The organism is Mesorhizobium sp. 128a (assembly GCF_053848025.1).
The window spans coordinates 1-19448 of the sequence record NZ_JBSPKY010000012.1 but is presented as its reverse complement, the minus strand read 5'-3'; the positions used below and the strand labels follow the sequence as shown (position 1 = coordinate 19448).

The 19448-nt window shown below is 62.8% G+C and carries 33 protein-coding genes, 4 tRNA genes and 1 pseudogene; 31 read left to right on the top strand and 7 right to left on the bottom strand.

Annotated elements, in window-relative coordinates:
- Nucleotides 1–22 precede the first annotated feature (22 nt).
- From ACWTU9_RS19980 to ACWTU9_RS19935, 10 genes and pseudogenes are all read left to right on the top strand, one after another.
- On the top strand, nucleotides 23–259 hold the full coding sequence (locus ACWTU9_RS19980) for an acyl carrier protein (protein WP_455859767.1): 237 nt from the start codon (nucleotides 23–25) through the stop codon (nucleotides 257–259).
- A gap of 5 nt (nucleotides 260–264) precedes the next feature.
- The gene (locus tag ACWTU9_RS19975; RefSeq protein ID WP_455859766.1) at nucleotides 265–1053 is read left to right on the top strand and encodes a hypothetical protein; all 789 of its coding nucleotides are present in this window, start codon (nucleotides 265–267) and stop codon (nucleotides 1051–1053) included.
- Complete coding sequence (locus tag ACWTU9_RS19970; RefSeq protein WP_455859765.1) at nucleotides 1053–1421, top strand: hypothetical protein; 369 nt, start codon at nucleotides 1053–1055, stop codon at nucleotides 1419–1421. Before ACWTU9_RS19975 ends, ACWTU9_RS19970 begins: the two co-directional genes overlap by 1 nt.
- Nucleotides 1408–1794, top strand: coding sequence for a hypothetical protein (locus ACWTU9_RS19965; protein WP_455859764.1), 387 nt, complete (start codon nucleotides 1408–1410; stop codon nucleotides 1792–1794). The genes ACWTU9_RS19970 and ACWTU9_RS19965 overlap by 14 nt, the downstream gene beginning before the upstream one ends.
- A complete protein-coding gene (locus tag ACWTU9_RS19960) occupies nucleotides 1794–2000 on the top strand; it encodes a helix-turn-helix domain-containing protein (protein ID WP_455859763.1) in 207 nt (68 codons plus the stop codon). Before ACWTU9_RS19965 ends, ACWTU9_RS19960 begins: the two co-directional genes overlap by 1 nt.
- Complete coding sequence (locus tag ACWTU9_RS19955; RefSeq protein ID WP_455859762.1) at nucleotides 1997–2149, top strand: hypothetical protein; 153 nt, start codon at nucleotides 1997–1999, stop codon at nucleotides 2147–2149. Before ACWTU9_RS19960 ends, ACWTU9_RS19955 begins: the two co-directional genes overlap by 4 nt.
- Nucleotide 2150: 1 nt before the next feature.
- Nucleotides 2151–3167, top strand: a complete 1017-nt coding sequence (locus ACWTU9_RS19950) for a DUF5131 family protein (protein WP_455859761.1) — start codon at nucleotides 2151–2153, stop codon at nucleotides 3165–3167.
- On the top strand, nucleotides 3164–3373 hold the full coding sequence (locus ACWTU9_RS19945; RefSeq protein WP_455859760.1) for a hypothetical protein: 210 nt from the start codon (nucleotides 3164–3166) through the stop codon (nucleotides 3371–3373). Before ACWTU9_RS19950 ends, ACWTU9_RS19945 begins: the two co-directional genes overlap by 4 nt.
- 46 nt (nucleotides 3374–3419) lie before the next feature.
- Nucleotides 3420–3614 carry a hypothetical protein gene (locus ACWTU9_RS19940; protein ID WP_455859759.1) on the top strand — a complete coding sequence of 65 codons (195 nt, stop codon included), beginning with the start codon at nucleotides 3420–3422 and terminating at the stop codon, nucleotides 3612–3614.
- 11 nt (nucleotides 3615–3625) lie between these two features.
- A pseudogene (locus ACWTU9_RS19935) lies at nucleotides 3626–3787 on the top strand (helicase HerA domain-containing protein); the annotation flags it as partial.
- A gap of 69 nt (nucleotides 3788–3856) precedes the next feature.
- Here ACWTU9_RS19935 and ACWTU9_RS19930 read toward each other — a convergent pair.
- Entirely contained in the window at nucleotides 3857–4480 is a 624-nt protein-coding gene (locus ACWTU9_RS19930) for a hypothetical protein (protein WP_455859758.1), read from the bottom strand.
- A 242-nt stretch (nucleotides 4481–4722) separates the two neighbouring features.
- On the opposite strand from ACWTU9_RS19930, the gene ACWTU9_RS19925 reads away from it, so the two are divergent.
- The 12 genes from ACWTU9_RS19925 (at nucleotide 4723) to ACWTU9_RS19870 (ending at nucleotide 9532) form a co-directional block, all read left to right on the top strand.
- Nucleotides 4723–4799 (top strand) — tRNA-Gly (locus ACWTU9_RS19925).
- Nucleotides 4800–4864: 65 nt separating this feature from the next.
- The gene (locus tag ACWTU9_RS19920) at nucleotides 4865–5341 is read left to right on the top strand and encodes a hypothetical protein (RefSeq protein ID WP_455859757.1); all 477 of its coding nucleotides are present in this window, start codon (nucleotides 4865–4867) and stop codon (nucleotides 5339–5341) included.
- Complete coding sequence (gene ssb, locus ACWTU9_RS19915; RefSeq protein ID WP_455859756.1) at nucleotides 5341–5850, top strand: single-stranded DNA-binding protein; 510 nt, start codon at nucleotides 5341–5343, stop codon at nucleotides 5848–5850. Before ACWTU9_RS19920 ends, ssb begins: the two co-directional genes overlap by 1 nt.
- 18 nt (nucleotides 5851–5868) lie before the next feature.
- Nucleotides 5869–6180: a hypothetical protein gene (locus tag ACWTU9_RS19910; protein WP_455859755.1), complete on the top strand. Its 312-nt coding sequence runs from the start codon at nucleotides 5869–5871 to the stop codon at nucleotides 6178–6180.
- Nucleotides 6180–6557 (top strand): hypothetical protein, encoded by a 378-nt coding sequence (locus ACWTU9_RS19905; protein WP_455859754.1) that lies wholly within the window; start codon nucleotides 6180–6182, stop codon nucleotides 6555–6557. The genes ACWTU9_RS19910 and ACWTU9_RS19905 overlap by 1 nt, the downstream gene beginning before the upstream one ends.
- Nucleotides 6554–6679 (top strand): hypothetical protein, encoded by a 126-nt coding sequence (locus ACWTU9_RS19900; RefSeq protein WP_455859753.1) that lies wholly within the window; start codon nucleotides 6554–6556, stop codon nucleotides 6677–6679. The genes ACWTU9_RS19905 and ACWTU9_RS19900 overlap by 4 nt, the downstream gene beginning before the upstream one ends.
- A gap of 244 nt (nucleotides 6680–6923) precedes the next feature.
- Complete coding sequence (locus ACWTU9_RS19895) at nucleotides 6924–7139, top strand: hypothetical protein (protein ID WP_455859752.1); 216 nt, start codon at nucleotides 6924–6926, stop codon at nucleotides 7137–7139.
- Entirely contained in the window at nucleotides 7132–7467 is a 336-nt protein-coding gene (locus tag ACWTU9_RS19890; protein WP_455859751.1) for a hypothetical protein, read from the top strand. The genes ACWTU9_RS19895 and ACWTU9_RS19890 overlap by 8 nt, the downstream gene beginning before the upstream one ends.
- Nucleotides 7464–7622, top strand: coding sequence for a hypothetical protein (locus tag ACWTU9_RS19885; RefSeq protein ID WP_455859750.1), 159 nt, complete (start codon nucleotides 7464–7466; stop codon nucleotides 7620–7622). Before ACWTU9_RS19890 ends, ACWTU9_RS19885 begins: the two co-directional genes overlap by 4 nt.
- Nucleotides 7619–8110 carry a hypothetical protein gene (locus ACWTU9_RS19880; RefSeq protein WP_455859749.1) on the top strand — a complete coding sequence of 164 codons (492 nt, stop codon included), beginning with the start codon at nucleotides 7619–7621 and terminating at the stop codon, nucleotides 8108–8110. Before ACWTU9_RS19885 ends, ACWTU9_RS19880 begins: the two co-directional genes overlap by 4 nt.
- Nucleotide 8111: 1 nt before the next feature.
- Nucleotides 8112–8375 carry a helix-turn-helix transcriptional regulator gene (locus ACWTU9_RS19875; RefSeq protein ID WP_455859748.1) on the top strand — a complete coding sequence of 88 codons (264 nt, stop codon included), beginning with the start codon at nucleotides 8112–8114 and terminating at the stop codon, nucleotides 8373–8375.
- The gene (locus ACWTU9_RS19870; protein WP_455859747.1) at nucleotides 8375–9532 is read left to right on the top strand and encodes a tyrosine-type recombinase/integrase; all 1158 of its coding nucleotides are present in this window, start codon (nucleotides 8375–8377) and stop codon (nucleotides 9530–9532) included. Before ACWTU9_RS19875 ends, ACWTU9_RS19870 begins: the two co-directional genes overlap by 1 nt.
- 9 nt (nucleotides 9533–9541) lie before the next feature.
- On the opposite strand, the gene ACWTU9_RS19865 is transcribed toward ACWTU9_RS19870, so the two are convergent.
- Nucleotides 9542–9617: transfer RNA gene (locus tag ACWTU9_RS19865), tRNA-Thr, on the bottom strand.
- 163 nt (nucleotides 9618–9780) lie between these two features.
- Here ACWTU9_RS19865 and ACWTU9_RS19860 point away from each other — a divergent pair.
- Both ACWTU9_RS19860 and ACWTU9_RS19855 read left to right on the top strand, forming a co-directional pair.
- A complete protein-coding gene (locus ACWTU9_RS19860) occupies nucleotides 9781–9948 on the top strand; it encodes a hypothetical protein (RefSeq protein WP_455859746.1) in 168 nt (55 codons plus the stop codon).
- Between the two features lie 213 nt (nucleotides 9949–10161).
- On the top strand, nucleotides 10162–10470 hold the full coding sequence (locus tag ACWTU9_RS19855) for a BA14K family protein (RefSeq protein ID WP_455859745.1): 309 nt from the start codon (nucleotides 10162–10164) through the stop codon (nucleotides 10468–10470).
- 56 nt (nucleotides 10471–10526) lie between these two features.
- Here the strand turns inward: ACWTU9_RS19855 and ACWTU9_RS19850 are convergent, their stop codons facing one another.
- Nucleotides 10527–11045 carry a hypothetical protein gene (locus ACWTU9_RS19850; protein ID WP_455859744.1) on the bottom strand — a complete coding sequence of 173 codons (519 nt, stop codon included), beginning with the start codon at nucleotides 11043–11045 and terminating at the stop codon, nucleotides 10527–10529.
- A complete protein-coding gene (gene bhcR, locus ACWTU9_RS19845; RefSeq protein ID WP_455859743.1) occupies nucleotides 11026–11847 on the bottom strand; it encodes an HTH-type transcriptional regulator BhcR in 822 nt (273 codons plus the stop codon). The genes ACWTU9_RS19850 and bhcR overlap by 20 nt, the downstream gene beginning before the upstream one ends.
- A gap of 204 nt (nucleotides 11848–12051) precedes the next feature.
- Here bhcR and gcl point away from each other — a divergent pair, with 204 nt between their 5' ends.
- From gcl to ACWTU9_RS19830, 3 genes are read left to right on the top strand one after another with little or no spacing between them, the layout of a single operon-like run.
- Nucleotides 12052–13833 carry a glyoxylate carboligase gene (gene gcl, locus ACWTU9_RS19840; RefSeq protein WP_455859742.1) on the top strand — a complete coding sequence of 594 codons (1782 nt, stop codon included), beginning with the start codon at nucleotides 12052–12054 and terminating at the stop codon, nucleotides 13831–13833.
- Nucleotides 13834–13844: 11 nt separating this feature from the next.
- Complete coding sequence (gene hyi / locus ACWTU9_RS19835; protein ID WP_455859741.1) at nucleotides 13845–14642, top strand: hydroxypyruvate isomerase; 798 nt, start codon at nucleotides 13845–13847, stop codon at nucleotides 14640–14642.
- Between the two features lie 55 nt (nucleotides 14643–14697).
- Nucleotides 14698–15615: a 2-hydroxy-3-oxopropionate reductase gene (locus ACWTU9_RS19830; protein WP_455859740.1), complete on the top strand. Its 918-nt coding sequence runs from the start codon at nucleotides 14698–14700 to the stop codon at nucleotides 15613–15615.
- Nucleotides 15616–15738: 123 nt separating this feature from the next.
- Here the strand turns inward: ACWTU9_RS19830 and ACWTU9_RS19825 are convergent, their stop codons facing one another.
- Nucleotides 15739–16593, bottom strand: coding sequence for a TrmH family RNA methyltransferase (locus tag ACWTU9_RS19825; protein ID WP_455859739.1), 855 nt, complete (start codon nucleotides 16591–16593; stop codon nucleotides 15739–15741).
- 212 nt (nucleotides 16594–16805) lie between these two features.
- On the opposite strand from ACWTU9_RS19825, the gene ACWTU9_RS19820 reads away from it, so the two are divergent.
- Together ACWTU9_RS19820 and ACWTU9_RS19815 are read left to right on the top strand one after the other, a co-directional pair.
- A tRNA-Tyr gene (locus ACWTU9_RS19820) sits at nucleotides 16806–16890 on the top strand.
- 26 nt (nucleotides 16891–16916) lie between these two features.
- Nucleotides 16917–16990, top strand: a tRNA-Gly gene (locus tag ACWTU9_RS19815).
- A gap of 86 nt (nucleotides 16991–17076) precedes the next feature.
- On the opposite strand, the gene ACWTU9_RS19810 is transcribed toward ACWTU9_RS19815, so the two are convergent.
- Nucleotides 17077–17538: a YidB family protein gene (locus tag ACWTU9_RS19810; RefSeq protein ID WP_455859738.1), complete on the bottom strand. Its 462-nt coding sequence runs from the start codon at nucleotides 17536–17538 to the stop codon at nucleotides 17077–17079.
- Nucleotides 17539–17669: 131 nt separating this feature from the next.
- Between ACWTU9_RS19810 and ACWTU9_RS19805 the strand changes: the two genes are divergently transcribed.
- Complete coding sequence (locus tag ACWTU9_RS19805; RefSeq protein ID WP_455859737.1) at nucleotides 17670–17927, top strand: GlsB/YeaQ/YmgE family stress response membrane protein; 258 nt, start codon at nucleotides 17670–17672, stop codon at nucleotides 17925–17927.
- Between the two features lie 62 nt (nucleotides 17928–17989).
- Here ACWTU9_RS19805 and ACWTU9_RS19800 read toward each other — a convergent pair whose 3' ends face one another.
- The gene (locus tag ACWTU9_RS19800; protein ID WP_455859736.1) at nucleotides 17990–18877 is read right to left on the bottom strand and encodes a DMT family transporter; all 888 of its coding nucleotides are present in this window, start codon (nucleotides 18875–18877) and stop codon (nucleotides 17990–17992) included.
- A 297-nt stretch (nucleotides 18878–19174) separates the two neighbouring features.
- Between ACWTU9_RS19800 and ACWTU9_RS19795 the strand changes: the two genes are divergently transcribed.
- The coding region (locus tag ACWTU9_RS19795; protein ID WP_023680449.1) for a GTP-binding protein at nucleotides 19175–19448 on the top strand (274 nt) is incomplete at its 3' end.

Genomic DNA, 19448 nt, shown 5'->3' with positions numbered 1-19448 from the left:
GCCCCAACGAGGAACCGATCAGATGTCCACCATCAAAGAGCGCATCAGCAAGATCATTGTCGAGCTTCTACGCATCGATGCCGAGAAGGTCACCGAGAAGGCGGCGTTCCGACAGGATCTCGGCGCTGACAGCCTCGATGAGGTCGAGCTGGTGATGTCATTCGAAGAGGAGTTCGGCATTGAGATCGCCGACGACGAAGCCGAGACGATTCTTACTGTCGGCGAAGCCATTGCCTACGTTGAGAAGAAGGCGCCCTGACCGTGGTGTCCCCGCTCACCCTCATCCGTGTCGCGGACAGCGAGACGACGGCTCTCGACGATCCGAAGGAACTCGTCGAGATCGGCTGGACCGATGTCCGCTTGTTTCCGGACGGTTGGGCGATCGAAAGCGGCCCGCATGCGCGGATCGTCAACCCGGGAATGCCGATATCGCCCGGCGCCCGTGCCGCTCACCATATCACCGATGAAGAGGCCGCCGCCGGCATGGCGCCGGATGACGCCCGCGCACTGATCAACACCGGCCCCGATTTCATCTGCTGCCACCACATGGCCTTCGACCGAGGGATCTTGAAGCCGACCAAGCCCGAGATCTGCACGTTCAAATGCGCGAAGGACACCTACCCGAACCTCGAAAGCCACAAGAACGGTGCGATCTGGTACGCGCTCGGTCTCGGCGGCGGCGCCAAGCAAATGGAGCCGGTTCACCGTGCGGGTCCAGATAGCTGGACGACCGCACATATTCTACTCGATCTCCTCCGGGTGCTGCCCGTCGAGACGATGGTCGAGATCTCGGCGAACCCGCTTCGCCTGCTGAAGATCAATTTCGGGAAGCATGCCGGTCTCTCGTTTTCCGAGCTGCCGACGGATTACCTCGACTGGATCCTGCACAAGTCGGACATGCGCAATGATCCCGACAAGGCCGATGTCGTTCATACGGCACGCCTCGAATGGGTGAAGCGGACTTCTGATCCCGCGCCGAGGCCTGCGGCATCGCCGCCGGCGCGCGAGACCGTCGATCCCGACGCCTGGCGCAGCCAGATGGGCAGCTTCTGATGGGGGACTGGACAATCAACTGCGTCGTCTTCGCGCCCCAGGTCGCGGTCGATCTCCTCAACGACATGGAGGAGCGGATCATCCGCCACAACGCCCGCATCCGCGAGCTGCTCGAGGCAAACAATCGCTACCTGCAGGACGCCCGTAACTGGCACATGGTCGAGCAGCTGCGCGCCGACGAGGCAAGTTCCGTCGAGATCCTTTGCGACAACGCCGACTTCAATGGCCAGCCCAACAACGCCGTGGTTTGCAACGGCAGCTGGACCGATTGGCAAAACCTCAGATTCACCGGCGACACCATCGATGCCGCGCTCGCCGCCGCGATTGCCGCCTACACTCAATGGAGCAGGAACAATGCCGGAAACTGAAGATAGCAACCTGCCTGAAGGCTTCGAATGGGCTGTCGTCGAGATCTTCGGCCACCGCAAGCATGCGGGTCGCGCCTGTGAGGTGGAGCGCTTCGGCGCCAAGATGCTCCGCATCGACGTCCCCACGATCGGGGTGAACCAGGCGGAGGGCCAGCCGCCCGAGATTGGCGGTGTCGAGACCTGGACGACGCACTTCTACGGCGGCTCCTCGCTGTTCTCCTACACGCTGACCGACGAGGCCAGCGTCATGCGAGCCAACAAGCCTTACCTGCCGCCGTATCGCTATCTCGCCCCGCCGGATCGATCCGAGGACGGCGAGAGTGACGACGCGCCGCCGTCGCACGACGATGATGATTTCGAGAGGCCGTGGTGATGACCGGCCTCCGCGCCCATAAGGCCGGCGAGGTCCTCGCCGCGCTTAGCAACCACCAGGTCACCACAGGCGCCAAGCTGGCCGCCCAGGTCAAGGTCAGCGAGCGGACGATCTATCGCTACATGCGCGATCTTCGCGCCGCCGGTCATCCGATCCTGTCGGAAGCCGGCATGGGTTACCTCCTGAAGGAAAGGCCGGCGAAATGAGAGACGACAAGCGTTTCGGCAAGATCAGCGCCAGCCTTCGCAAGAAGGGCTTTCGGCTGCGCTGCCTCAACACCGGCGCCAGCAACCCCAAGGTTCCGGTCGTCATTCTGATCGAGAAGGCGACCGGACGGGAAGTGGGAAGGCGCTGACATGGGCGAGGTTACAGCCATCTCCTGGTGCGATCACACCTTCAATCCGTGGATCGGGTGCATGAAGGTGTCGCCGGCGTGCGACGGCTGCTACGCCGAGGCCCTGATGGATAAGCGCTACGGCCGCGTCCAGTGGGGTGCCCCCGGCCATGGTCCCGGCACGCGCGTCCGCACCTCGGCAAGCAATTGGCATCAGCCGATCCGCTGGAACAGGAAGGCCGTCGCCGAAGGCGCGCGTCCGTTCGTATTCTGCTCCAGCCTCGCCGACGTGTTCGACAACCAGGTGGAACCAATATGGCGTAGCGACCTATTCGAGCTGATCCGCGCAACGCCGCAACTGATCTGGCTGCTGCTGACGAAGCGGCCGCAGAACATCGTCAAGATGGTCAAGGCGGTCGGGTTTATGCCATCGAATATCGCCTTCGGCACGACCGTAGAAGACCGCAAGCGCGTCGAGGAGAACCTGCCTCACCTGACGGTTGCGGCTGGCCTCCGGCCGCTGTTCCTGTTCGCGAGCTGCGAGCCGTTGCTCGGAGATCTCGGCGACCTCTCGCCGTGGATGGACGGCGACCCGTGGCCGCAACGCCTCGCTCAAGGAGAGCGGTTCCTGAAGGGGTTCAAGATCGGCGCCGACGGCTGGCCGAAGCTTCCCGCTATCGGGTGGTGGATCACGGGCGGCGAGACCGACCAGGGTAGCCACAAGGCGCGCCCGACGCACCCCAATTGGTTCCGGAGCCTGCGGGATCAATGTGCAGCCGCCGGCGTCGCCTACCATCATAAGCAAAACGGCGAGTGGCTGGCGGGCCACCAATACACTGAAGCTTGCCTCGACGCCGACCCAACTGCTGAGCAATCGCGGTTCGCCTGCATGGACTGGGATGGCGACAGCTATGTCGAATCCGGCGGTGGGTGGTCCGACGATCTCTACGAACATGCCGTTTTCAAAGTCGGAAAGCGTCGCGCCGGCCGCTTCATCGACGGCTTCGAGCACAACACCAGACCGGAGATCAGGTCATGAAAGTCAAAATGGCCCAATCCATCGCGATCTATCTCTGCGAGAACTGCGCGTCCGTTCACATCGGCTTCTATCGCAACGGCCAGCTGTTCGCAGAAGCGATCCCCAACGATATCGAAACGCTTGCCTCCGAGCTGGCCGCGCAGATCGCGGAGAGCAAGGCCCGCCAAGGCATCAGGAGCACGCCCGGCATCACACACAAGCACTGAAATCCCGACCGGCATCCCGCCGGCGGAGAGCATGAGGAGCATGGAAATGGCATCGACTATCAAGAAGGTGATGGACTGGCGAGCAAAGCGGGCCAGCAATTCGATCACCATAGACGGCTTCGGTCCGAAGGGCGACGCCATCAAGATCACAGGCGTCCCGGTCATCGAGGCCGGCAAGAAAGGGAAGGGGCCGATCGTCGCCGACAAAGCGGGAAACCGCTTCGAGCTGGTTTCGGCCTGAAGGACGCCGACATGGACATCGCGCCCTTCCTGGATAAGCCTACCGCCATCGTCGGGACCACCGGCGCTGGCAAAACCTTTGCCGCGAAGGGCGCGGTGGAACGGCTGCTTGACCTCGGCCGCCGCGTCATCATCATCGATCCAACAGGCGCTTGGTACGGATTGCGCGCCGGCGCCAGCGGTGAATCCGACGGCGGCTATCCCGTTCTGATCTTCGGCGGTGACCACGCCGATATCCCTGTCTCACCGGATGCCGGCGAGCGCGTAGCCGAAGCTGTCGCGGGCCGCAACGTCCAGGCCATCATTGATACGTCGGAGATGACCGGCGGCGAGAAGACCAAATTCCTCACCGCGTTCCTGCAGAAGCTCTACGCGCTGAACAAGGCGGCGCTGCATCTCGTCGTCGACGAAGCCGACGAGATCTGCCCGCAGAACCCGATGCCGGAGGAGCGCAGGCTTTCCGGCGCCTTCGACAAGATCGTGAGGCGCGGACGCATCAAGGGGTTCCGACCGCTCATGATCACCCAGCGACCTGCGGTCATCCACAAAAACGTGTTGTCGCAGATCGGAACGCTGATCGCGCTGAAGCTGACCAGCCCGCAGGACCGCAAGGCGATCGAGGACTGGGTGAAGGGCAACGCCAATGCCGAGGAGGCGCGGACGGTGATGAGCAGCCTGCCGACGCTTCGGCGAGGGCAGGGGTGGGTTTGGTCGCCTGCCGACGGCATGCTCGAGATGACGACATTCCCCGCGATCCGTACCTTCGATTCCAGCCGGACACCCGGGACCGGTGAAAGCGTGGTGGCGCCGGCGCTGACCGCCGTGGACGTCGACGCACTGCGCGAGGCGATGAAGATCGATACTCAAAAAAGCATCGGACACGCCTCAGAAGTGAGTAGGCCCGCGAGCAAGGCCGAGATCGAGGCGGCGGAGCGCCGAGGATACGACCAGGGCCAGAAGGACGGCTTGCGCGCCGGGTACGAGCGCGCCCGGGCGATCGCTGACAAACTGATGCGCGACTTCGGCAAGCCCTATGAAGACGCCATCGAGGCGCTTCGTGTCTTGCTATGGCCTACAATCGAAGAGGGATTGAAACTCCCTCCGTTTGACGCCGGGACGCCGAGTGAGGCTAGGCACCGGGCATCCAGCCCGTCATTCGCAGGTTCGAATCCTGCCCCGGCGCCCACTTCACCCGGGCAGCCGCTGAAGCGTGAGGCCGTCCCTCGCCCGAAAACTGAAGCGTCCAGCGGTTTGCCGGCCTCGCTCCAGCGCGCGCTCGATTCCGTCGCGTGGTGGCATTCGATCGGCTTCGAAGAGGTCGCGCGCAACCGTGCCGCGATCACCGCAGGGTTGAGCCCGACGGCGTCGACGTTCGGCGTCTATGTCGGCAAGCTCGTCGAGCGCGGCCTCCTGGAGCCGGCGTCACCCGGCCACCTGCGCGCCACTGACGCTGGGATGGCGATTGCCAAGATCGACGACGGCCTCACCGTGCTGACCATGGCACGCGCGCAGCTGGAGCCGCAGCCGGCGCGCGTCTTCGACCTCGTCGTCAAAGCCTATCCGGCCGCGATCAGTCGCGGCGAACTCGCCGACAAGATGGGGTTATCGCGCACCGCCAGCACGCTCGGCGTCTACCTCGGCAAGGTGTCGAGGCTCGGCTTCGTCGAGACGCTACCGGGCAGCATGGTTCGCGCCGCCGAATTTCTATTCGCTCAAAGGAGAACGTGATGGCCGGTTCGCTCAATAAAGTCCTACTCATTGGCCACCTTGGCGCCGACCCAGAGATCCGCCGCCTCAACAGTGGCGACCCGGTCGTCAACATCCGCATCGCGACATCGGAGTCCTGGCGCGACAAGAACAGCGGGGAACGCAAGGAAAAGACGGAGTGGCACAACGTCGTCATCTTCAACGACAACCTCGCCAAGGTCGCGGAGCAATATCTGAAGAAGGGCGCGAAGGTCTACGTCGAGGGCCAGCTGCAGACGCGCAAATGGCAGGATCAGGGTGGCAACGACCGCTACACCACTGAGATCGTGCTGCAGAAGTTCCGCGGTGAACTGCAGATGCTCGACACCAGGAGCGGCGGCGACGGCGATCGAGGTGACGATCGCGGCGGCCGGCAGGAGAGCCGGTCGAGCGGCGGCAATCGGGGCGGCGATTTCGGCGGAGGTGGTTTCAGCGGCGGGCAGGGCGGCGGACGATCGAGCCGCGAGCTCGACGATGAAATTCCTTTTTAGTCGAAGAGAGAACATGCCATGTCGAACGAACAATTCGAAGCCATCCGCGCCCATCTCGCTAAGCATGCCGGCAAGGAGCGCGCCACGTTCTCCATCGCCGGCATCAAGGCGCTGCTAGACGCGGCAGACGAAGCGGCGTGGAGGCCGACCCATCGGCACGTCAAGCGAGGCGGCGCGTACCGCCTGATCGGCGCGGCCAAGCTGCAGACCTCGGTCCCGCTTGCCGATCTCGACGCGATGGTCGTCTACCAGGCTGAAGACGGCAGCCTATGGGTGCGGCCGCACGTCGAGTTTTTCGACGGACGGTTTGAAGCGATCGAGGCTGCCTAATGGTCGCCTATTCCTTCAGGCCCCGCTTCGTCGAGCCGATCGCGGCAGGCACCAAACGCCAGACTATCCGCGCGGACCGCAAGCGGCATGCCCGCGAAGGTGAAGAACTGCAGCTCTACACCGGCATGCGGACCAAGCAATGCAAGCTGATCGGTAGAGCGACGTGCATTGGCGTTGATCTAGTGATGCTCAACTTTGCTGATCACGGAGTGGTCAGGATCAACGGCATCGTTCTGTTCTCTAACGCCGCAATGCAGAAGTTTGCACGCAGTGACGGCTTCACCTCATGGGCGGACATGCGGGGCTTCTGGCGCGACAATCACCCCGGCGTCGAGGTCTTCGACGGCGTGCTGATCCGCTGGGGTGACCTCAGATGATCAGGATCGTCGCCGCTCTTGTCGCCATCGCGCTGTCCGCCTGCGCTTCGGCGCCCGACATGTCGAACCGGGAGGCGCGCGACATCACTCGGCTTGCCGTCGTTCTGGGGCCGCACCCGTGATTGCGCAGGTCGTCGACTTCTCCCGCTGGCGACATTCCTTGATTTGCACCTCGTGCGAAGAGGGCGAGATCTGCCGCTGCACCGATGCCATGAAAACGCGCCTGTGGCTTCTGTCTGGGACAGCAGGTGCGATCCAGCAATTCCATTGTGACGGCCCGTTTTATGGCACCTGGGGCAAGGGACGGACCGGCGCTATGGAGACACTCGACAGCTGCAAGGCAGTTGTTGAGACGGCGGTGCGCCCATGACGCACTCCGTCCTCACCCGCCTCCGCGCCGGCGACAAGCTCCACATGCAACTGATTGAGGGTCGGCGCGTATGGTGGTTCGAGGATCCCTGGGAGCAAATCCCTGATGGCGTCGCCGATCGGCTGAAGGCCGCCGGCGAGATCGTCGAGCTCGGCGACAGTCTGTTCGCTCTCGCCAACAATTCACAATCGTGGGAGGGCGTCCGTGGCTGACCGCATCCGATGCATCAACGCGCTATGCAGACGCACCAGCCAGGCTGATGGTTCCGGCGAGATGATCTGCGGGAAGTGCTTCCGCGCGCTGCCAGTGAGCGTCAAACGCCGCGATCGCCAATGCCGGAAGCGGATCAATGGCCTCAAGCGCAAGATCGAGCGCCTGCTCGCCAAGTCGGACGGCCGTGCGGACATCAGCCGGCTCGATCGCCTCCACGATGCCGCCCTGCGACTATTCTATCGGAATTGGGAACGCATGCGCGCCTACTTCCAGACGCCGGACAAGCCGGCCGGGCTAGAAACATTCCTCGAGGAGATCGGCCTGTGAAGCGCACCATCGAAACCGAGCGCGAGACCGTCGTTCTGATCGGCAAATCAGCGAAGATCGTCAAGCACACCATTCTGGAGCGGATCGGCCGCGCTGTCGTCGCCGGCGCAACCGAACCAGAGATCGACGCGATTCGTCGAGCTGAGCAGCCATGAAGCCACAGATCATCCACCGCTACACGATTTCGCTGCAGACCGTCATCGAGCAGCTGATCGGCAAAGAGGCCACTGATGGAGAAGGCTTCTTCGTCGATGTCGACGGTGACGATCTCGTCGTCGACATCATCGAGCCAACCACACGAGAATCGCAGACCCCTGCTGGTGAAACAATCCAGTCGGCGCAGGGCGACGCGATGGAGACCGCACCAGCGACCGGGCAGCCGCCGGTAGGTGCGGTCTCCCCCATCGAGCGCAAGGGCGGCGCACTCGCGCAGCGCGCCGGCATCATCTGTGCGGAACGCGGGTTTTGGCGCTTCCTGGATGAGAGGCATGACGTCAAGGTCGACAACGCCGAGGCCGCCGCGACCTGGTTGCGCAATATGTGCGGGATCGCCAGCCGCGCCGACCTCGATCACGAGCCGCTGAAGGCCGACACCTTCCGCGACGTCGAGAAGGGCTACCGTCTTTGGCTTGAAGGTTACTGAGATGGCTGGCCGGATGCGCATCCTGCCGCCGACACTGATCCCTTTCGGGGTGAGCCGGGAGCAGGCAGCCGCCTTGATCGGCGTCGGCGCCACACTGTTCGATCGCCTTGTCCACGACGGCAGGATGCCGGAGGCTCGCGTCATCGACGGCCGGCTAGTCTGGGATGTCTCTGAGATCGAACAGGCATTCCGGGCTCTGCCTCATAGATCGGAGCCCGTCGGCCCCCTTGACGGGACCGGGAAAGGCGTCAACCCTTGGGATTGATGCCGAAGGATCTGCCAAAGGGAGTCTCGATCGACAGGGACAGGCACGGAAACGTGCGCCTGTATTTCCGTGCCGCGGGGAGATCAAAGGTCCGTTTGACCGAATCGCCGGGCACCAAACCCTTTGACGAAGAGGTCGCCTGCGCTCGGCTCGGCGTCGCCTACAAGCCGGAAATCGCGAAGCCTGAAACCGCGGCTGGCCGCAAGGATGCCGCCGAAGGGACACTGCAATGGCTGGTTGGCCAGTATCGCAATCGGATCGGCAACCGCGTCAACCAGACGCTGCTGAGCCGCCGTCTCCGCTTGCTCGAGGAGATCTGCGATAGTTTGCACAAGGAGAAGCGCCGCGGCGATCTCCCGTTTGCGCTGATGGAACGCAAGCATGTCCTGGAGATGCGCGACAGCATGAAGTCGACGCCGGGGGCGCAGAACGAGGTGGTTAAGACGCTGTCCGCTCTATTCGGCTGGGCCGTCGAAAACGAGTTGAGCAAGGGCAATCCCGCCACCGGGATCAAGCGCCTCAACGTCGGCGACGGCTTCCACGCCTGGACGAAAGATGAGGTGGAGCGCTTCGAAGCCCGTCACCCCGTCGGCTCAAAGGCTCGCCTTGCCCTTCATCTAGGGATGTACACCGGGCTTCGCCTCGCCGACATCGCGATCGTCGGCCGGCAGCATGTGAAGGATGGCTGGTTGACGATTCGCCCCGGCAAGACGAAGCGATCGTCTGGTGTCGTCGTCGAGATCCCGATCCTGGCTGCGCTGCAGGCAACGATCGACGCGAGCCCTTGCGGGGAGATGACGTTCCTTGTTTCGGAGTGGAAGGCACCGTTCACCGTGAACAGCCTCGGCAACAAGATGCGCGATTGGTGCGATCAGGCCGGGTTACCCCTTTGCTCCATGCACGGACTCAGGAAAGCCGGCGCCACCTTGGCGGCGGAAAACGGCGCCACCGACGAGGACCTAATGGCGATCTTCGGCTGGACGTCGAAGCAACAGACCACGCTCTACACCCGAAGCGCGAGCCGGAAACGCATTGCGGGGAGGGCGATCCACAAGCTGCTGCGAGAACAAAAAAAGGACGAACCTGTCCCACCGAACGAGGCGGTTGGAAAAAGTGGGACAAAAAGGCCCAAAAAATCGAGCAATATCAAGGGCTGAAAATAGCCTTGGTGCCCCCGGACGGAATCGAACCGCCGACCTTCGGTTTACAAAACCGCTGCTCTACCAGCTGAGCTACAAGGGCATGGCGCTCCGGTTAGCATATTTGGTGCGCCAGTAAAGACAAAACTCCGTTTTCGATTGCTAATGGACCCGCCTGGCTGGCTGGCGCCGCCCTGCTGAAAACTACCAGTTCCTTTCCTACATGTATTGAGTGCAATCGCCTGGTTACTGGTTAGGGGGCTCGCATGATCAGACTTGTCATCATTCTGCCGCTCATCGTCATCGCCTGGTTTCTCGTGGTGAAGCTCATCAAGGACGTGAAGAGCGCCAAAGTCGACTGGACCGGCATCGCCACCATCGTCGGCTTCGTCGTGCTCGCCTTCTGGCTGCGGCATGTGACGGGGATGGGGTGAGAGTGGTGAATAGTGAATAGTGACTAGTGAATAGAAGGGAGTGAAGGCTGGACACCTCGTGGCGGCAAGGGTCCTCTTCACCATTCACCTGACCGCTGCGACTTTTGCGGCTCGAGAAAAAAATCAAAAACCCTTCGAACCTTTTTCCTGCTCGCTGCGACAGACGATCAAGAGGCGGATGGATCGCCTCTCCAACGAAACAAGGAGATCGTCATGTTCACGCGCAAAATCGCTTCGGCCCTCATCGCCAGCACCGTCGCCGCCACCTCGCTGGTCGGCACCGTGCAGCCTTCGGCCGCCCACAGCCATCACCACAACCGCGAAATCGGCATCGGCATTGCCGCCGGCGTTGGCGGCTTCGTCCTCGGCAGCCTGCTCAGCCAGCAGCCGCGCACCGTCTATGTCGACGATGAAGGTGGCTCCTGGCACGTCCGCCGCTGTGCCGACCGCTACGCCAGCTACGATCCGTACTCCGACACCTATGTCGGCTATGACGGCTATCGCCACTATTGCCGCCTCTAACAGGTCGGCTTCAGGCAATGAAGAAGGGGCTCGCGAGCCCCTTTTTCATTTGTTCCCTAGGATTTCGGCCGGTCGATAGGCAACCCTGCCGCACGGCAGGTGTCAGCGACTTTGGATGTTTCGTCACCCATCGCGACGAGTTCGAAGCTGTTGTCGGCATCCGGATGGATCTTGCCAAGGAACGGTTCGTAGCCCGCAGAGGCGACGGCAGCGTTCTTGTCCTGGACAGAGCCGCACACCACGATCTCCTTGCTGCCGTTCACCGTGCGCTCGCCGGCAAGGATCGGCCCGAACCTTGCGGTAAGGGGATTTTTCAGATGCTGGCGCACGCCAATGGTAATGGTCTCCTCAAGCGCGAGTGAGACGGCGATGGGTTCGGCACGCTGGCTGCTGCCGGCGTCGGGCCGAGGTGACGTTGCCACGCAACCGCACAATGGCGCGGCGAGCAAAAGCTGAATTGCTTTGCGCATCTTGCCCTTTTGCATGCATCCGGAGATCGCGGCAAGACGATCATCTAGTCGGCTCTGCATACGAGCGCTTCCATAAGGCGGCCGATCAGCCTGCTCTATGTCCACCGATCATCTTCGTCACCTCAGCTGCGGCATCGCGCACCAGCGGTCCGATCTCGGCCAGTCGCTCCGGCGTCACCCGCACGGTCGGACCGGACACCGAAACGCCGCCGATCGGCTCGCCGAATTCGTTGAAAATGGCGGCGGCCACGCAGCGCATGCCGGGATGCCGCTCCTCATCGTCGACCGACCAGCCACGATGCTTGATGACGGCCAGATCGTGGGCAAGCGCCGAAATGTCGGACAATGTCTTGTCGGTAAAGCGCTGCAGGCCCGATTTGCGCAAAATAGTAGCGACGCGTTCCGGCTCGAGTTGCGCCAGCACTGCCTTTCCGATGCCGGAGGCATGGAAGGAGCTGCGCGTGCCCGGGCGGAAGAAGGCGCGGATTGCCTGATGTGTCTCGACCTGGCTGACGAAGACCACGCAATCGTCCTCGGCGACGCCGAGATTGGCGGTTTCGCCGGTCTTTTCCATCAGCTCCTGCATGACGACACGGGCGCGGTCGACCAGCTTGCGGCTGCGCAGGAAGGCCGCGCCCATGCGATAGGTCTCGACCCCGATCGACCACAGCTGGTGGTTGGTGTCAAATTCGACCATGCCGTGGTTCTGCAGCGTCGTCAGCATGCGGTAGGCGGTGGAGGCGGCAAGCTCGCTGCGTCCCGCAATCTCGCTGAGGGACAAGCCGCTGCCTTCGGCGACAATCGCCAGAATGCGCAAGGCGCGGTCGAGCGACTGCACCGAGCCGGCCTCGGCCGGCCCGTTAAAGGCGCGGGGACGGCCGCGCTGGCGTTTTTCGGTGGTTTCCATGGCGTCATTCTCCCCGAATTCGCCGAACAAGCAATGAAAAAGTTTTTCACTCATTTGCGTTGCCGGATTCCTGGAAAACGAAAAGCCAAATAAAATCAGCTATCAGAGGCGGTTTTCTCTAAATGAAAAAATATTCTGAAAAAATTGAAAAATCGAAACAGCACTGGCATTGTCAGCCAACCAACAAACTTGCGGAGGCTGGACATGGCCAGGATGCGCGCTGTCGATGCAGCGGTTCTCGTTCTCGAAAAGGAAGGCATTTCCTGCGGCTTCGGCGTGCCGGGCGCGGCGATCAATCCGTTCTATTCGGCGCTGAAGGCGAGGGGCACGATCCGCCACATACTGGCGCGCCACGTCGAGGCGGCCTCGCATATGGCCGAAGGTTACACGAGGGCGAAGGCAGGCAATATCGGGCTCTGCATCGGCACGTCCGGCCCGGCCGGCACCGATATGATCACCGGGCTCTATTCGGCTGCGGCGGACTCCATCCCGATCCTGTGCATCACCGGCCAGGCGCCGCGGGCGCGGCTGAACAAGGAGGATTTCCAGGCCGTCGATATTGCCGCGATTGCCGCGCCGGTCGCCAAATGGGCCGTGACTGTCATGGAGCCTTATCTCGTGCCGATGGCGCTGCAGAAGGCGTTTCACCTGATGCGCTCGTCGCGGCCGGGTCCGGTGCTGATCGACCTGCCGGTCGATGTGCAACTGGCCGAGATCGAGTTCGATATCGACGCCTATGAGCCGCTGGTCCCATTCAAGCCGGCGATGACGCGCGCCCAGGCCGAGAAGGCGCTGGCGATGCTCAACGCGGCGGAAAAGCCGCTGATCGTCGCCGGCGGCGGCATCATCAACGCCGATGCCTCCGACCTGTTGATCGAATTCGCGGAGATATCGGGGGTTCCGGTCATCCCGACGCTGATGGGCTGGGGCGCGATCCCCGACGATCACCGGCTGATGGCGGGGATGTGCGGGCTGCAGACCTCGCATCGCTACGGCAATGCGACGATGCTGGAAGCTGATTTCGTCTTCGGCATCGGCAACCGCTGGGCCAACCGCCACACCGGTTCTGTCGATGTCTACACCAAGGGCAAGAAGTTCATCCATGTCGATATCGAGCCGACCCAGATCGGCCGCGTGTTCGCGCCGGATCTCGGCGTCGTCTCGGATGCGGGCGCGGCGCTGAAGATGCTGCTTGACGTCGCCACCGAGTGGAAGACGGCGGGAAAGCTGCGCGACTGGTCGGGCTGGGCGAAGGAATGCCAGGCCCGCAAGAAGACGATGAAGCGCAAGACGCATTTCGAGCAGGTGCCGCTGAAGCCGCAGCGCGTCTATGAGGAGATGAACAAGGCGTTCGGCCGCGATACCACCTATGTCACCACGATCGGCCTGTCGCAGATCGCCGGGGCGCAGTTCCTGCATGTCTACAAGCCGCGCAACTGGATCAATTGCGGCCAGGCCGGCCCGCTCGGCTGGACGCTGCCGGCGGCACTCGGCGTGCGCGCCGCCGATCCGGACCGCACCATCGTGGCGCTGTCGGGCGACTATGATTTTCAATTCATGATCGAGGAACTGGCCGTCGGCGCGCAGCACAGGCTGCCTTACATTCATGTCGTCGTGAACAACGCCTATCTCGGCCTGATCCGTCAGGCGCAACGCGGTTTTTCGATGGATTTCGAGGTCAGCCTGGCCTTCGAGAACGTCAACCGGGCCAACGACCCCGAGGCCGGCTACGGCGTCGACCATGTCGCGGTCGCCGAAGCCATGGGCTGCAAGGCGGTGCGGGTGCGCAAGCCGGAAGAGTTCGCCGGCGCCTTCAAGGAAGCGCAGCGGCTGATGAAGGAGCATCAGGTGCCGGTGGTGCTCGAATTCATCCTCGAGCGCGTCACCAACATTTCCATGGGCACGGAAATCGACAAGATCACCGAATTCGAGGACCTTGCCGAAAGCCATGAGGATGCACCGACAGCGATCGTCATGTTGGACTAGGGAGAAAAAGGATGCCGCGCTTTTCAGCCAATCTGTCGATGCTCTTCGGCGAACATGATTTCCTCGACCGCTTCGATGCCGCCGCCCGCGCCGGCTTCAAAGGTGTCGAATATATCGGCCCGTATGACCATGCGCCTGATGTGGTGGCTGCTCGGCTGAAGAAGAACGGCCTCAGCCAAGTGCTGTTCAACCTGCCGGTCGGCGACTGGGCAAAGGGCGAGCGCGGCATTGCCGTGCTGCCCGACAGGGTGCCGGAGTTCCGGCAAGGCATCGCCAAGGCGATCACTTATGCGCATGCGCTGGGCTGTGAGCAGGTCAACTGCCTCGCCGGCATCGCGCCTCAGGGCGCCGATCGCTCGGTGCTGGAAAACACCTTTGCGGAGAATCTTGCCTTCGCCGCCGAAAAGCTGGAGCAGGCCGGTATCCGGCTTTTGGTCGAGCCGATCAACACGCGCGACATTCCAGGCTTCTTCCTCAACACCTCGGAGCAGGCGCTGGCGTTGATCGACCGCGTCGGCTCGAAGAACCTGTTCCTGCAATACGACATCTACCACATGCAGATCATGGAGGGGGATCTCGCCCGTACCATCGAGGCAAACCTTGGCCGCATCGCGCACATCCAGCTTGCGGACAATCCCGGCCGTCACGAGCCGGGGACGGGCGAGATCAACTATCCCTTCCTCTACGAGCATATCGACCGCATCGGCTATGCCGGCTGGGTGGGGGCGGAATACAAGCCGAAGGCCGGCACGGAGGCTGGGCTGGGGTGGTTTCGGGAGTTCGCCGGGCGGGGGAGTGCGGCGGCTTAGCGGTTGTAATTGAAGTAGCGACAGGACGCGACCGTAACCAAGACGGAGAACATCAATGGAAACCATCGGCTTTATCGGCCTCGGCATCATGGGCGCGCCGATGGCGGGGCATCTGCTTGATGCCGGCTACACCGTCGTCGCCAGCGACCACCGTTCGGAACCGCCGGCCGATCTCATCGCCAAGGGCATGAAGTCCGTCACCGGCCACGCCGCGGTGGCGAAAGCCGCCGACATCGTCATCACCATGGTGCCCGATACGCCGCAGGTCACCGATGTGCTGTTCGGCGACAATGGCGTTGCCTCGGGCCTGTCGAAGGGCAAGCTGGTCATCGACATGAGCTCGATCTCCCCGATCGAAACCAAGGCCTTCGCGAAAAAGATCAACGATCTCGGCTGCGATTATCTCGACGCACCGGTGTCGGGCGGCGAGGTCGGCGCCAGGGCGGCGTCGCTGACCATCATGGTCGGCGGCGAGGACAAGGCGTTCGAACGCGCCAAGCCTGTGTTCGAGAAGATGGGCAAGAACATCACGCTTGTCGGGCCGAACGGCGTCGGTCAGACCACCAAGGTCGCCAACCAGATCGTCGTCGCGCTGACCATTGAAGCCGTCGCCGAAGCGCTTGTTTTTGCATCGAAAGCCGGCGCCGACCCAGCCAAGGTCAGGCAGGCGCTGATGGGCGGGCTGGCGGCGTCGCGCATCCTCGAAATGCATGGCGAGCGCATGGTCAAGCGCACCTTCGCGCCGGGCTTCCGCATCGAACTGCACCAGAAGGATCTCAATCTGGCGCTGGAAGGCGCCAAGGCGCTTGGCGTCTCGCTGCCCAACACCTCAACGACGCAGCAGCTTTTCAACTCCTGCGCGGCGAATGGCGGGGCGAAGGAGGATCATTCGGCGCTGGTTCGTGCGCTGGAGCGTATGGCGAATTTCGAGGTCGGCAGCGAAGCAACCGCAGCCAAAGGAAAAGCAGCATAGGTCAGGAGAGGGCAGCGCGACGTTCCCAAGCTGCCAAATCTTGTCCGATCAGAGGACGGGTTCCTGCGCCTGTCGCCGGAGCCCGTTTCTCGTTTCGTTACGTCTCCTGGGCGGTCTGCCGTCTCAGCCGCGCTTCAAGAAAGCCCGCGCCGCATATAGGCTCACCGCCGCGGCATTCGACACGTTGAGCGAGCGGATCGCGCCGGGCATGTCGAGGCGGGCGAGTGTCGTCACCGTCTCACGCGTTTTCTGGCGCAGGCCTTTGCCTTCGGCGCCGAGCACGAGGGCGATCTTGTCGCCCGAAAAACTCGTCTCGAGTTCCGCCGGACCGTCCGAATCGAGGCCGATGGTCTGGAAGCCGGCCTCGTGCAATTGGCCCAGGGCGTCGGCCAGGTTTTTCACCTCGATCTGGTCGATATGTTCCAGCGCGCCGGATGCGGATTTGGCCAGCACGCCGGATTCCTGTGGGCTGTGGCGGGCCGTGGTGATCAGCGCCCCGGCGCCGAAGGCGACGGCCGAGCGCAGGATGGCGCCGACATTGTGCGGGTCGGTGACCTGGTCGAGCACCAGCACCAGTTTCGTGTCGCCGAGCGCGTCGAGGCGCTTGGGCTTCAGCGGCTCGGCCTCGATCAGCACTCCTTGATGGACGGCGTCCGAACCGGTGACCTTGTCGATCTCCTTCGGCTCGACCAGTTCGGCCTTGAACGGCAGAGCTGCAAGATCGGCGATCGCTAACCGCTCGGCCGCATTGCGCGTCACCAGCATTTTTTTGATCCGACGGCGCGGATTGTCGAGCGCTGCGCGTACCGTGTGCAGGCCATAAAGCCGCACCAGCCCGTCCGCGGCGTTCTCGCCCGGCGGCACCGGCTGGCGCGGCCGGAAGGCAGGCGCGCCGCCGGCTTTCTCGTCGCGGTGGGCGCGGCGCAGCTTGGCGTAGTGGGTGTCTTTGGCGGTCTTGGGCGTGTTGTCATTGCTCATGGCCGGCTTCTATAGCTGTGTCGCAGGGGCATGGATACAGGCAGAAAGCCGGCTGGCCGGGCGGGCTGTCAAATTCAGCGCATTTTGCCCAGACGTGCGGTTGACACCCACTGGCCTTGCCGCCATAAGGCGCTTCGCTGATTTCGGAGAAAACCTTCGGGTTCAAACGGGATCGGCGAGAATGCCTCGTTGCAAGGCTTCGACGGCAGGCTGGAGAGGTGCCCGAGTGGTTAAAGGGGACGGACTGTAAATCCGTTGGCTTAGCCTACGTTGGTTCGAATCCAACCCTCTCCACCACTGCCAGCCCGCGAGCCTTGAAACGTGCGGGTATAGCTCAGTGGTAGAGCAGCAGCCTTCCAAGCTGAATATGCGGGTTCGATTCCCGCTACCCGCTCCAAACTTCCATCCCTTCGACCGACAAACACCAACACACCACGCGGGCTGAAGCGCGCGCAGTGTCCAGATGGCCAAGGTCAGCGGCGCCTAGTTGTTGAACGCGGACGCGACCTGGTGCTGCGGCGGCACTTGGCCGTTTGGCGTCAGCTTGTCGACAATGCCGGGCAGGGCGGTGGACAATTGCTTGAGCAGCTCCTGCTCGTCGAGCCCGGTCCTCTGCGCGATCTCGCGGATGACCTGCGGACCGATCGCCTTGCCAAGATCGTTGGCGTTGATCGGCTGGTTCTGCCCGGTGCCGACCCACGAGTCAGCGACGTTGCCCTGGCCGGCGTCCTTAAGTCTGTCGAGCAGTCCGCCCAGTCCACCGAGCAGGCCGCCGTCGCCGGACGCCGTGGTGCCGGTGGGCGCGGGCGTTTGCGGAGCGACCGGCTCGTCAGGCTGTTCGGCATTTCTGCCGCTCAGCATCTTTCCGACCAGCAGCGCGCCGAGCGCGATCATCAACGGCTTGGTGATGTTGCCGCCGGGTACGGCGTTGTCAAAAAGTCCCATAGGTCAATCCTCCATAGCGACCAAGCCCGTCCCATCGCTAGAATGGCGCACGCGGACCGAATTTCAAGTTGGCTTGAGCTTTTGACAATCATGTGACCATGATCGGCCGGCGGGGGGAATGGAGAGGAAAAATGGGCATCATCAGCTGGATCATCCTCGGCGCCATCGCCGGCTTCGTTGGCAGCAAGATCGTCAACAAGACCGGTCAGGGCCTGATCATGGATATCGCGCTCGGCATTGTCGGCGCCATCGTCGGCGGCCTGATCTCCAGTCAACTCTTCGGCGTGGGTGTCACCGGCCTCAACATCTGGAGCCTGATCGTCGCCATCGCCGGCTCGGTGGTCGTGCTTTGGGCCTATCATCAGATCAGCGGCAAGCGGGCGCTCTAAGCGCCAAGGCTGCTCTAGAAGGTTTTCCGGCCAGGTCTGCTTCGATGCGTTGCCTGTAGGGGTCAGGCGACGACAGTCAGCCTGCGCTTGCGTTCATCCAGCGACACGATGGTGAGTCCGCTCGCCACCACCAGCAAGATGCCGCACACAGCCAAGGCATTCGGGAATTGTCCGAACACCAGCACACCTGAAATGACCGCCCAGACGGTAAAACAGTAGTAGAACGGAGCCACGACGCCGGTCGGCCCGACGCGATAGGCCATGAAGATGAAGAAGTGGCCGAAGATCAGGAAGAACCCGGCGCCGGCCATCAAAAGCAGGTGACGGGCTTCCGGCATCACCCAGCGCTCGGAAACCAGATGCGCGGCACCCGCGCCGATCAGCACCACCACGACGGCGGAAATGGCGACGATCATGCCCGGTATCTCCGCCGGAACCCGCCTGCCGGCGAGATCGCGCGCGGCAGACAGTGCCGCGTTGCCGAGCGCCAGCAAGGCATAGACCGAGATGCCTTCCATTGTTGGCTGCGCCACCATGACGGCACCGGCGAAGCCGAGCCCGATCAGCGCCATGCGCAGGGCGCCGATCCGCTCGCCGAACAGGATGGAGGAACCGACCAGCATCAGAAGCGGGGTGATCTGCCCGAGCGCGGTCGAATCCGCGATCTGCATGTTGGCGAGCGCCACCACGTAGCAAAGGATCGCCGCCAGCTCGAGCAGGTTGCGGCGCAGCACTTTGCTGTCGAAGATCAGCGGGATCTGCCTGCCATAACCGAGCAGGAACAGCAGCGGCATGCCCCACAGCGTGGCCGCGACCCCGCGCAGGAACAGCACCTCATAGGACGGCAAGCCCGCGGTCGCGAGCTTCATCATCGTGTCGTTGACGAGGTAGGACCCCGTCGAGACGATCATGAACAGCGGGCCGCGTATGGAGGTGGGGATGAAATGCATCGGACGAGCAAATCAGACCGGCGCCGCAGCGGCAATGGGCTACGCACGGGCTGCCCATCCGGCAGGTAAAGGCCAGGAGATGGGCGGGAGTTGCAGGCAGGCGGCGAAGCCTGCAGCCCCCATTTCATTTCCCGTCGCGCATTCCTATATCAGCGCCATATCCTCGCAATCGGATCATCGGTTCGGACCGAGTGGACAGCGCACCCGGCCACAAGGCACTTGTGTTTTTCGGCCGTAGTCGCTAATCGCCCCGCATTCGACTGAACTGAAGGTCAAGGCCGTCCAAGGAAAGAGACTATGGCAAAAGGTAAATTCGAGCGCACTAAGCCTCATGTGAACATCGGCACGATTGGTCACGTCGACCATGGCAAGACGTCGCTGACGGCGGCGATCACGAAGTATTTTGGCGAATACAAGCGCTACGACCAGATCGATGCGGCGCCGGAAGAGAAGGCCCGCGGCATCACGATTTCGACGGCTCACGTCGAATACGAGACGGCCAACCGCCACTACGCCCACGTCGACTGCCCCGGCCACGCCGACTATGTGAAGAACATGATCACCGGCGCCG

What these genes read in the sequence shown, in the direction of transcription:
- ACWTU9_RS19980 (WP_455859767.1), top strand. Translation starts at nt 23, where the DNA reads ATGTCCACCATCAAAGAGCGCATCAGCAAGATCATTGTCGAGCTTCTA.
- ACWTU9_RS19970 (WP_455859765.1), top strand. Translation starts at nt 1,053, where the DNA reads ATGGGGGACTGGACAATCAACTGCGTCGTCTTCGCGCCCCAGGTCGCG.
- ACWTU9_RS19965 (WP_455859764.1), top strand. Translation starts at nt 1,408, where the DNA reads ATGCCGGAAACTGAAGATAGCAACCTGCCTGAAGGCTTCGAATGGGCT.
- ACWTU9_RS19960 (WP_455859763.1), top strand. Translation starts at nt 1,794, where the DNA reads ATGACCGGCCTCCGCGCCCATAAGGCCGGCGAGGTCCTCGCCGCGCTT.
- ACWTU9_RS19955 (WP_455859762.1), top strand. Translation starts at nt 1,997, where the DNA reads ATGAGAGACGACAAGCGTTTCGGCAAGATCAGCGCCAGCCTTCGCAAG.
- ACWTU9_RS19950 (WP_455859761.1), top strand. Translation starts at nt 2,151, where the DNA reads ATGGGCGAGGTTACAGCCATCTCCTGGTGCGATCACACCTTCAATCCG.
- ACWTU9_RS19945 (WP_455859760.1), top strand. Translation starts at nt 3,164, where the DNA reads ATGAAAGTCAAAATGGCCCAATCCATCGCGATCTATCTCTGCGAGAAC.
- ACWTU9_RS19940 (WP_455859759.1), top strand. Translation starts at nt 3,420, where the DNA reads ATGGCATCGACTATCAAGAAGGTGATGGACTGGCGAGCAAAGCGGGCC.
- ssb (WP_455859756.1), top strand. Translation starts at nt 5,341, where the DNA reads ATGGCCGGTTCGCTCAATAAAGTCCTACTCATTGGCCACCTTGGCGCC.
- ACWTU9_RS19910 (WP_455859755.1), top strand. Translation starts at nt 5,869, where the DNA reads ATGTCGAACGAACAATTCGAAGCCATCCGCGCCCATCTCGCTAAGCAT.
- ACWTU9_RS19905 (WP_455859754.1), top strand. Translation starts at nt 6,180, where the DNA reads ATGGTCGCCTATTCCTTCAGGCCCCGCTTCGTCGAGCCGATCGCGGCA.
- ACWTU9_RS19900 (WP_455859753.1), top strand. Translation starts at nt 6,554, where the DNA reads ATGATCAGGATCGTCGCCGCTCTTGTCGCCATCGCGCTGTCCGCCTGC.
- ACWTU9_RS19895 (WP_455859752.1), top strand. Translation starts at nt 6,924, where the DNA reads ATGACGCACTCCGTCCTCACCCGCCTCCGCGCCGGCGACAAGCTCCAC.
- ACWTU9_RS19880 (WP_455859749.1), top strand. Translation starts at nt 7,619, where the DNA reads ATGAAGCCACAGATCATCCACCGCTACACGATTTCGCTGCAGACCGTC.
- ACWTU9_RS19875 (WP_455859748.1), top strand. Translation starts at nt 8,112, where the DNA reads ATGGCTGGCCGGATGCGCATCCTGCCGCCGACACTGATCCCTTTCGGG.
- ACWTU9_RS19870 (WP_455859747.1), top strand. Translation starts at nt 8,375, where the DNA reads ATGCCGAAGGATCTGCCAAAGGGAGTCTCGATCGACAGGGACAGGCAC.
- ACWTU9_RS19860 (WP_455859746.1), top strand. Translation starts at nt 9,781, where the DNA reads ATGATCAGACTTGTCATCATTCTGCCGCTCATCGTCATCGCCTGGTTT.
- ACWTU9_RS19855 (WP_455859745.1), top strand. Translation starts at nt 10,162, where the DNA reads ATGTTCACGCGCAAAATCGCTTCGGCCCTCATCGCCAGCACCGTCGCC.
- bhcR (WP_455859743.1), bottom strand. Translation starts at nt 11,847, where the DNA reads ATGGAAACCACCGAAAAACGCCAGCGCGGCCGTCCCCGCGCCTTTAAC.
- gcl (WP_455859742.1), top strand. Translation starts at nt 12,052, where the DNA reads ATGGCCAGGATGCGCGCTGTCGATGCAGCGGTTCTCGTTCTCGAAAAG.
- hyi (WP_455859741.1), top strand. Translation starts at nt 13,845, where the DNA reads ATGCCGCGCTTTTCAGCCAATCTGTCGATGCTCTTCGGCGAACATGAT.
- ACWTU9_RS19830 (WP_455859740.1), top strand. Translation starts at nt 14,698, where the DNA reads ATGGAAACCATCGGCTTTATCGGCCTCGGCATCATGGGCGCGCCGATG.
- ACWTU9_RS19825 (WP_455859739.1), bottom strand. Translation starts at nt 16,593, where the DNA reads ATGAGCAATGACAACACGCCCAAGACCGCCAAAGACACCCACTACGCC.
- ACWTU9_RS19810 (WP_455859738.1), bottom strand. Translation starts at nt 17,538, where the DNA reads ATGGGACTTTTTGACAACGCCGTACCCGGCGGCAACATCACCAAGCCG.
- ACWTU9_RS19805 (WP_455859737.1), top strand. Translation starts at nt 17,670, where the DNA reads ATGGGCATCATCAGCTGGATCATCCTCGGCGCCATCGCCGGCTTCGTT.
- ACWTU9_RS19800 (WP_455859736.1), bottom strand. Translation starts at nt 18,877, where the DNA reads ATGCATTTCATCCCCACCTCCATACGCGGCCCGCTGTTCATGATCGTC.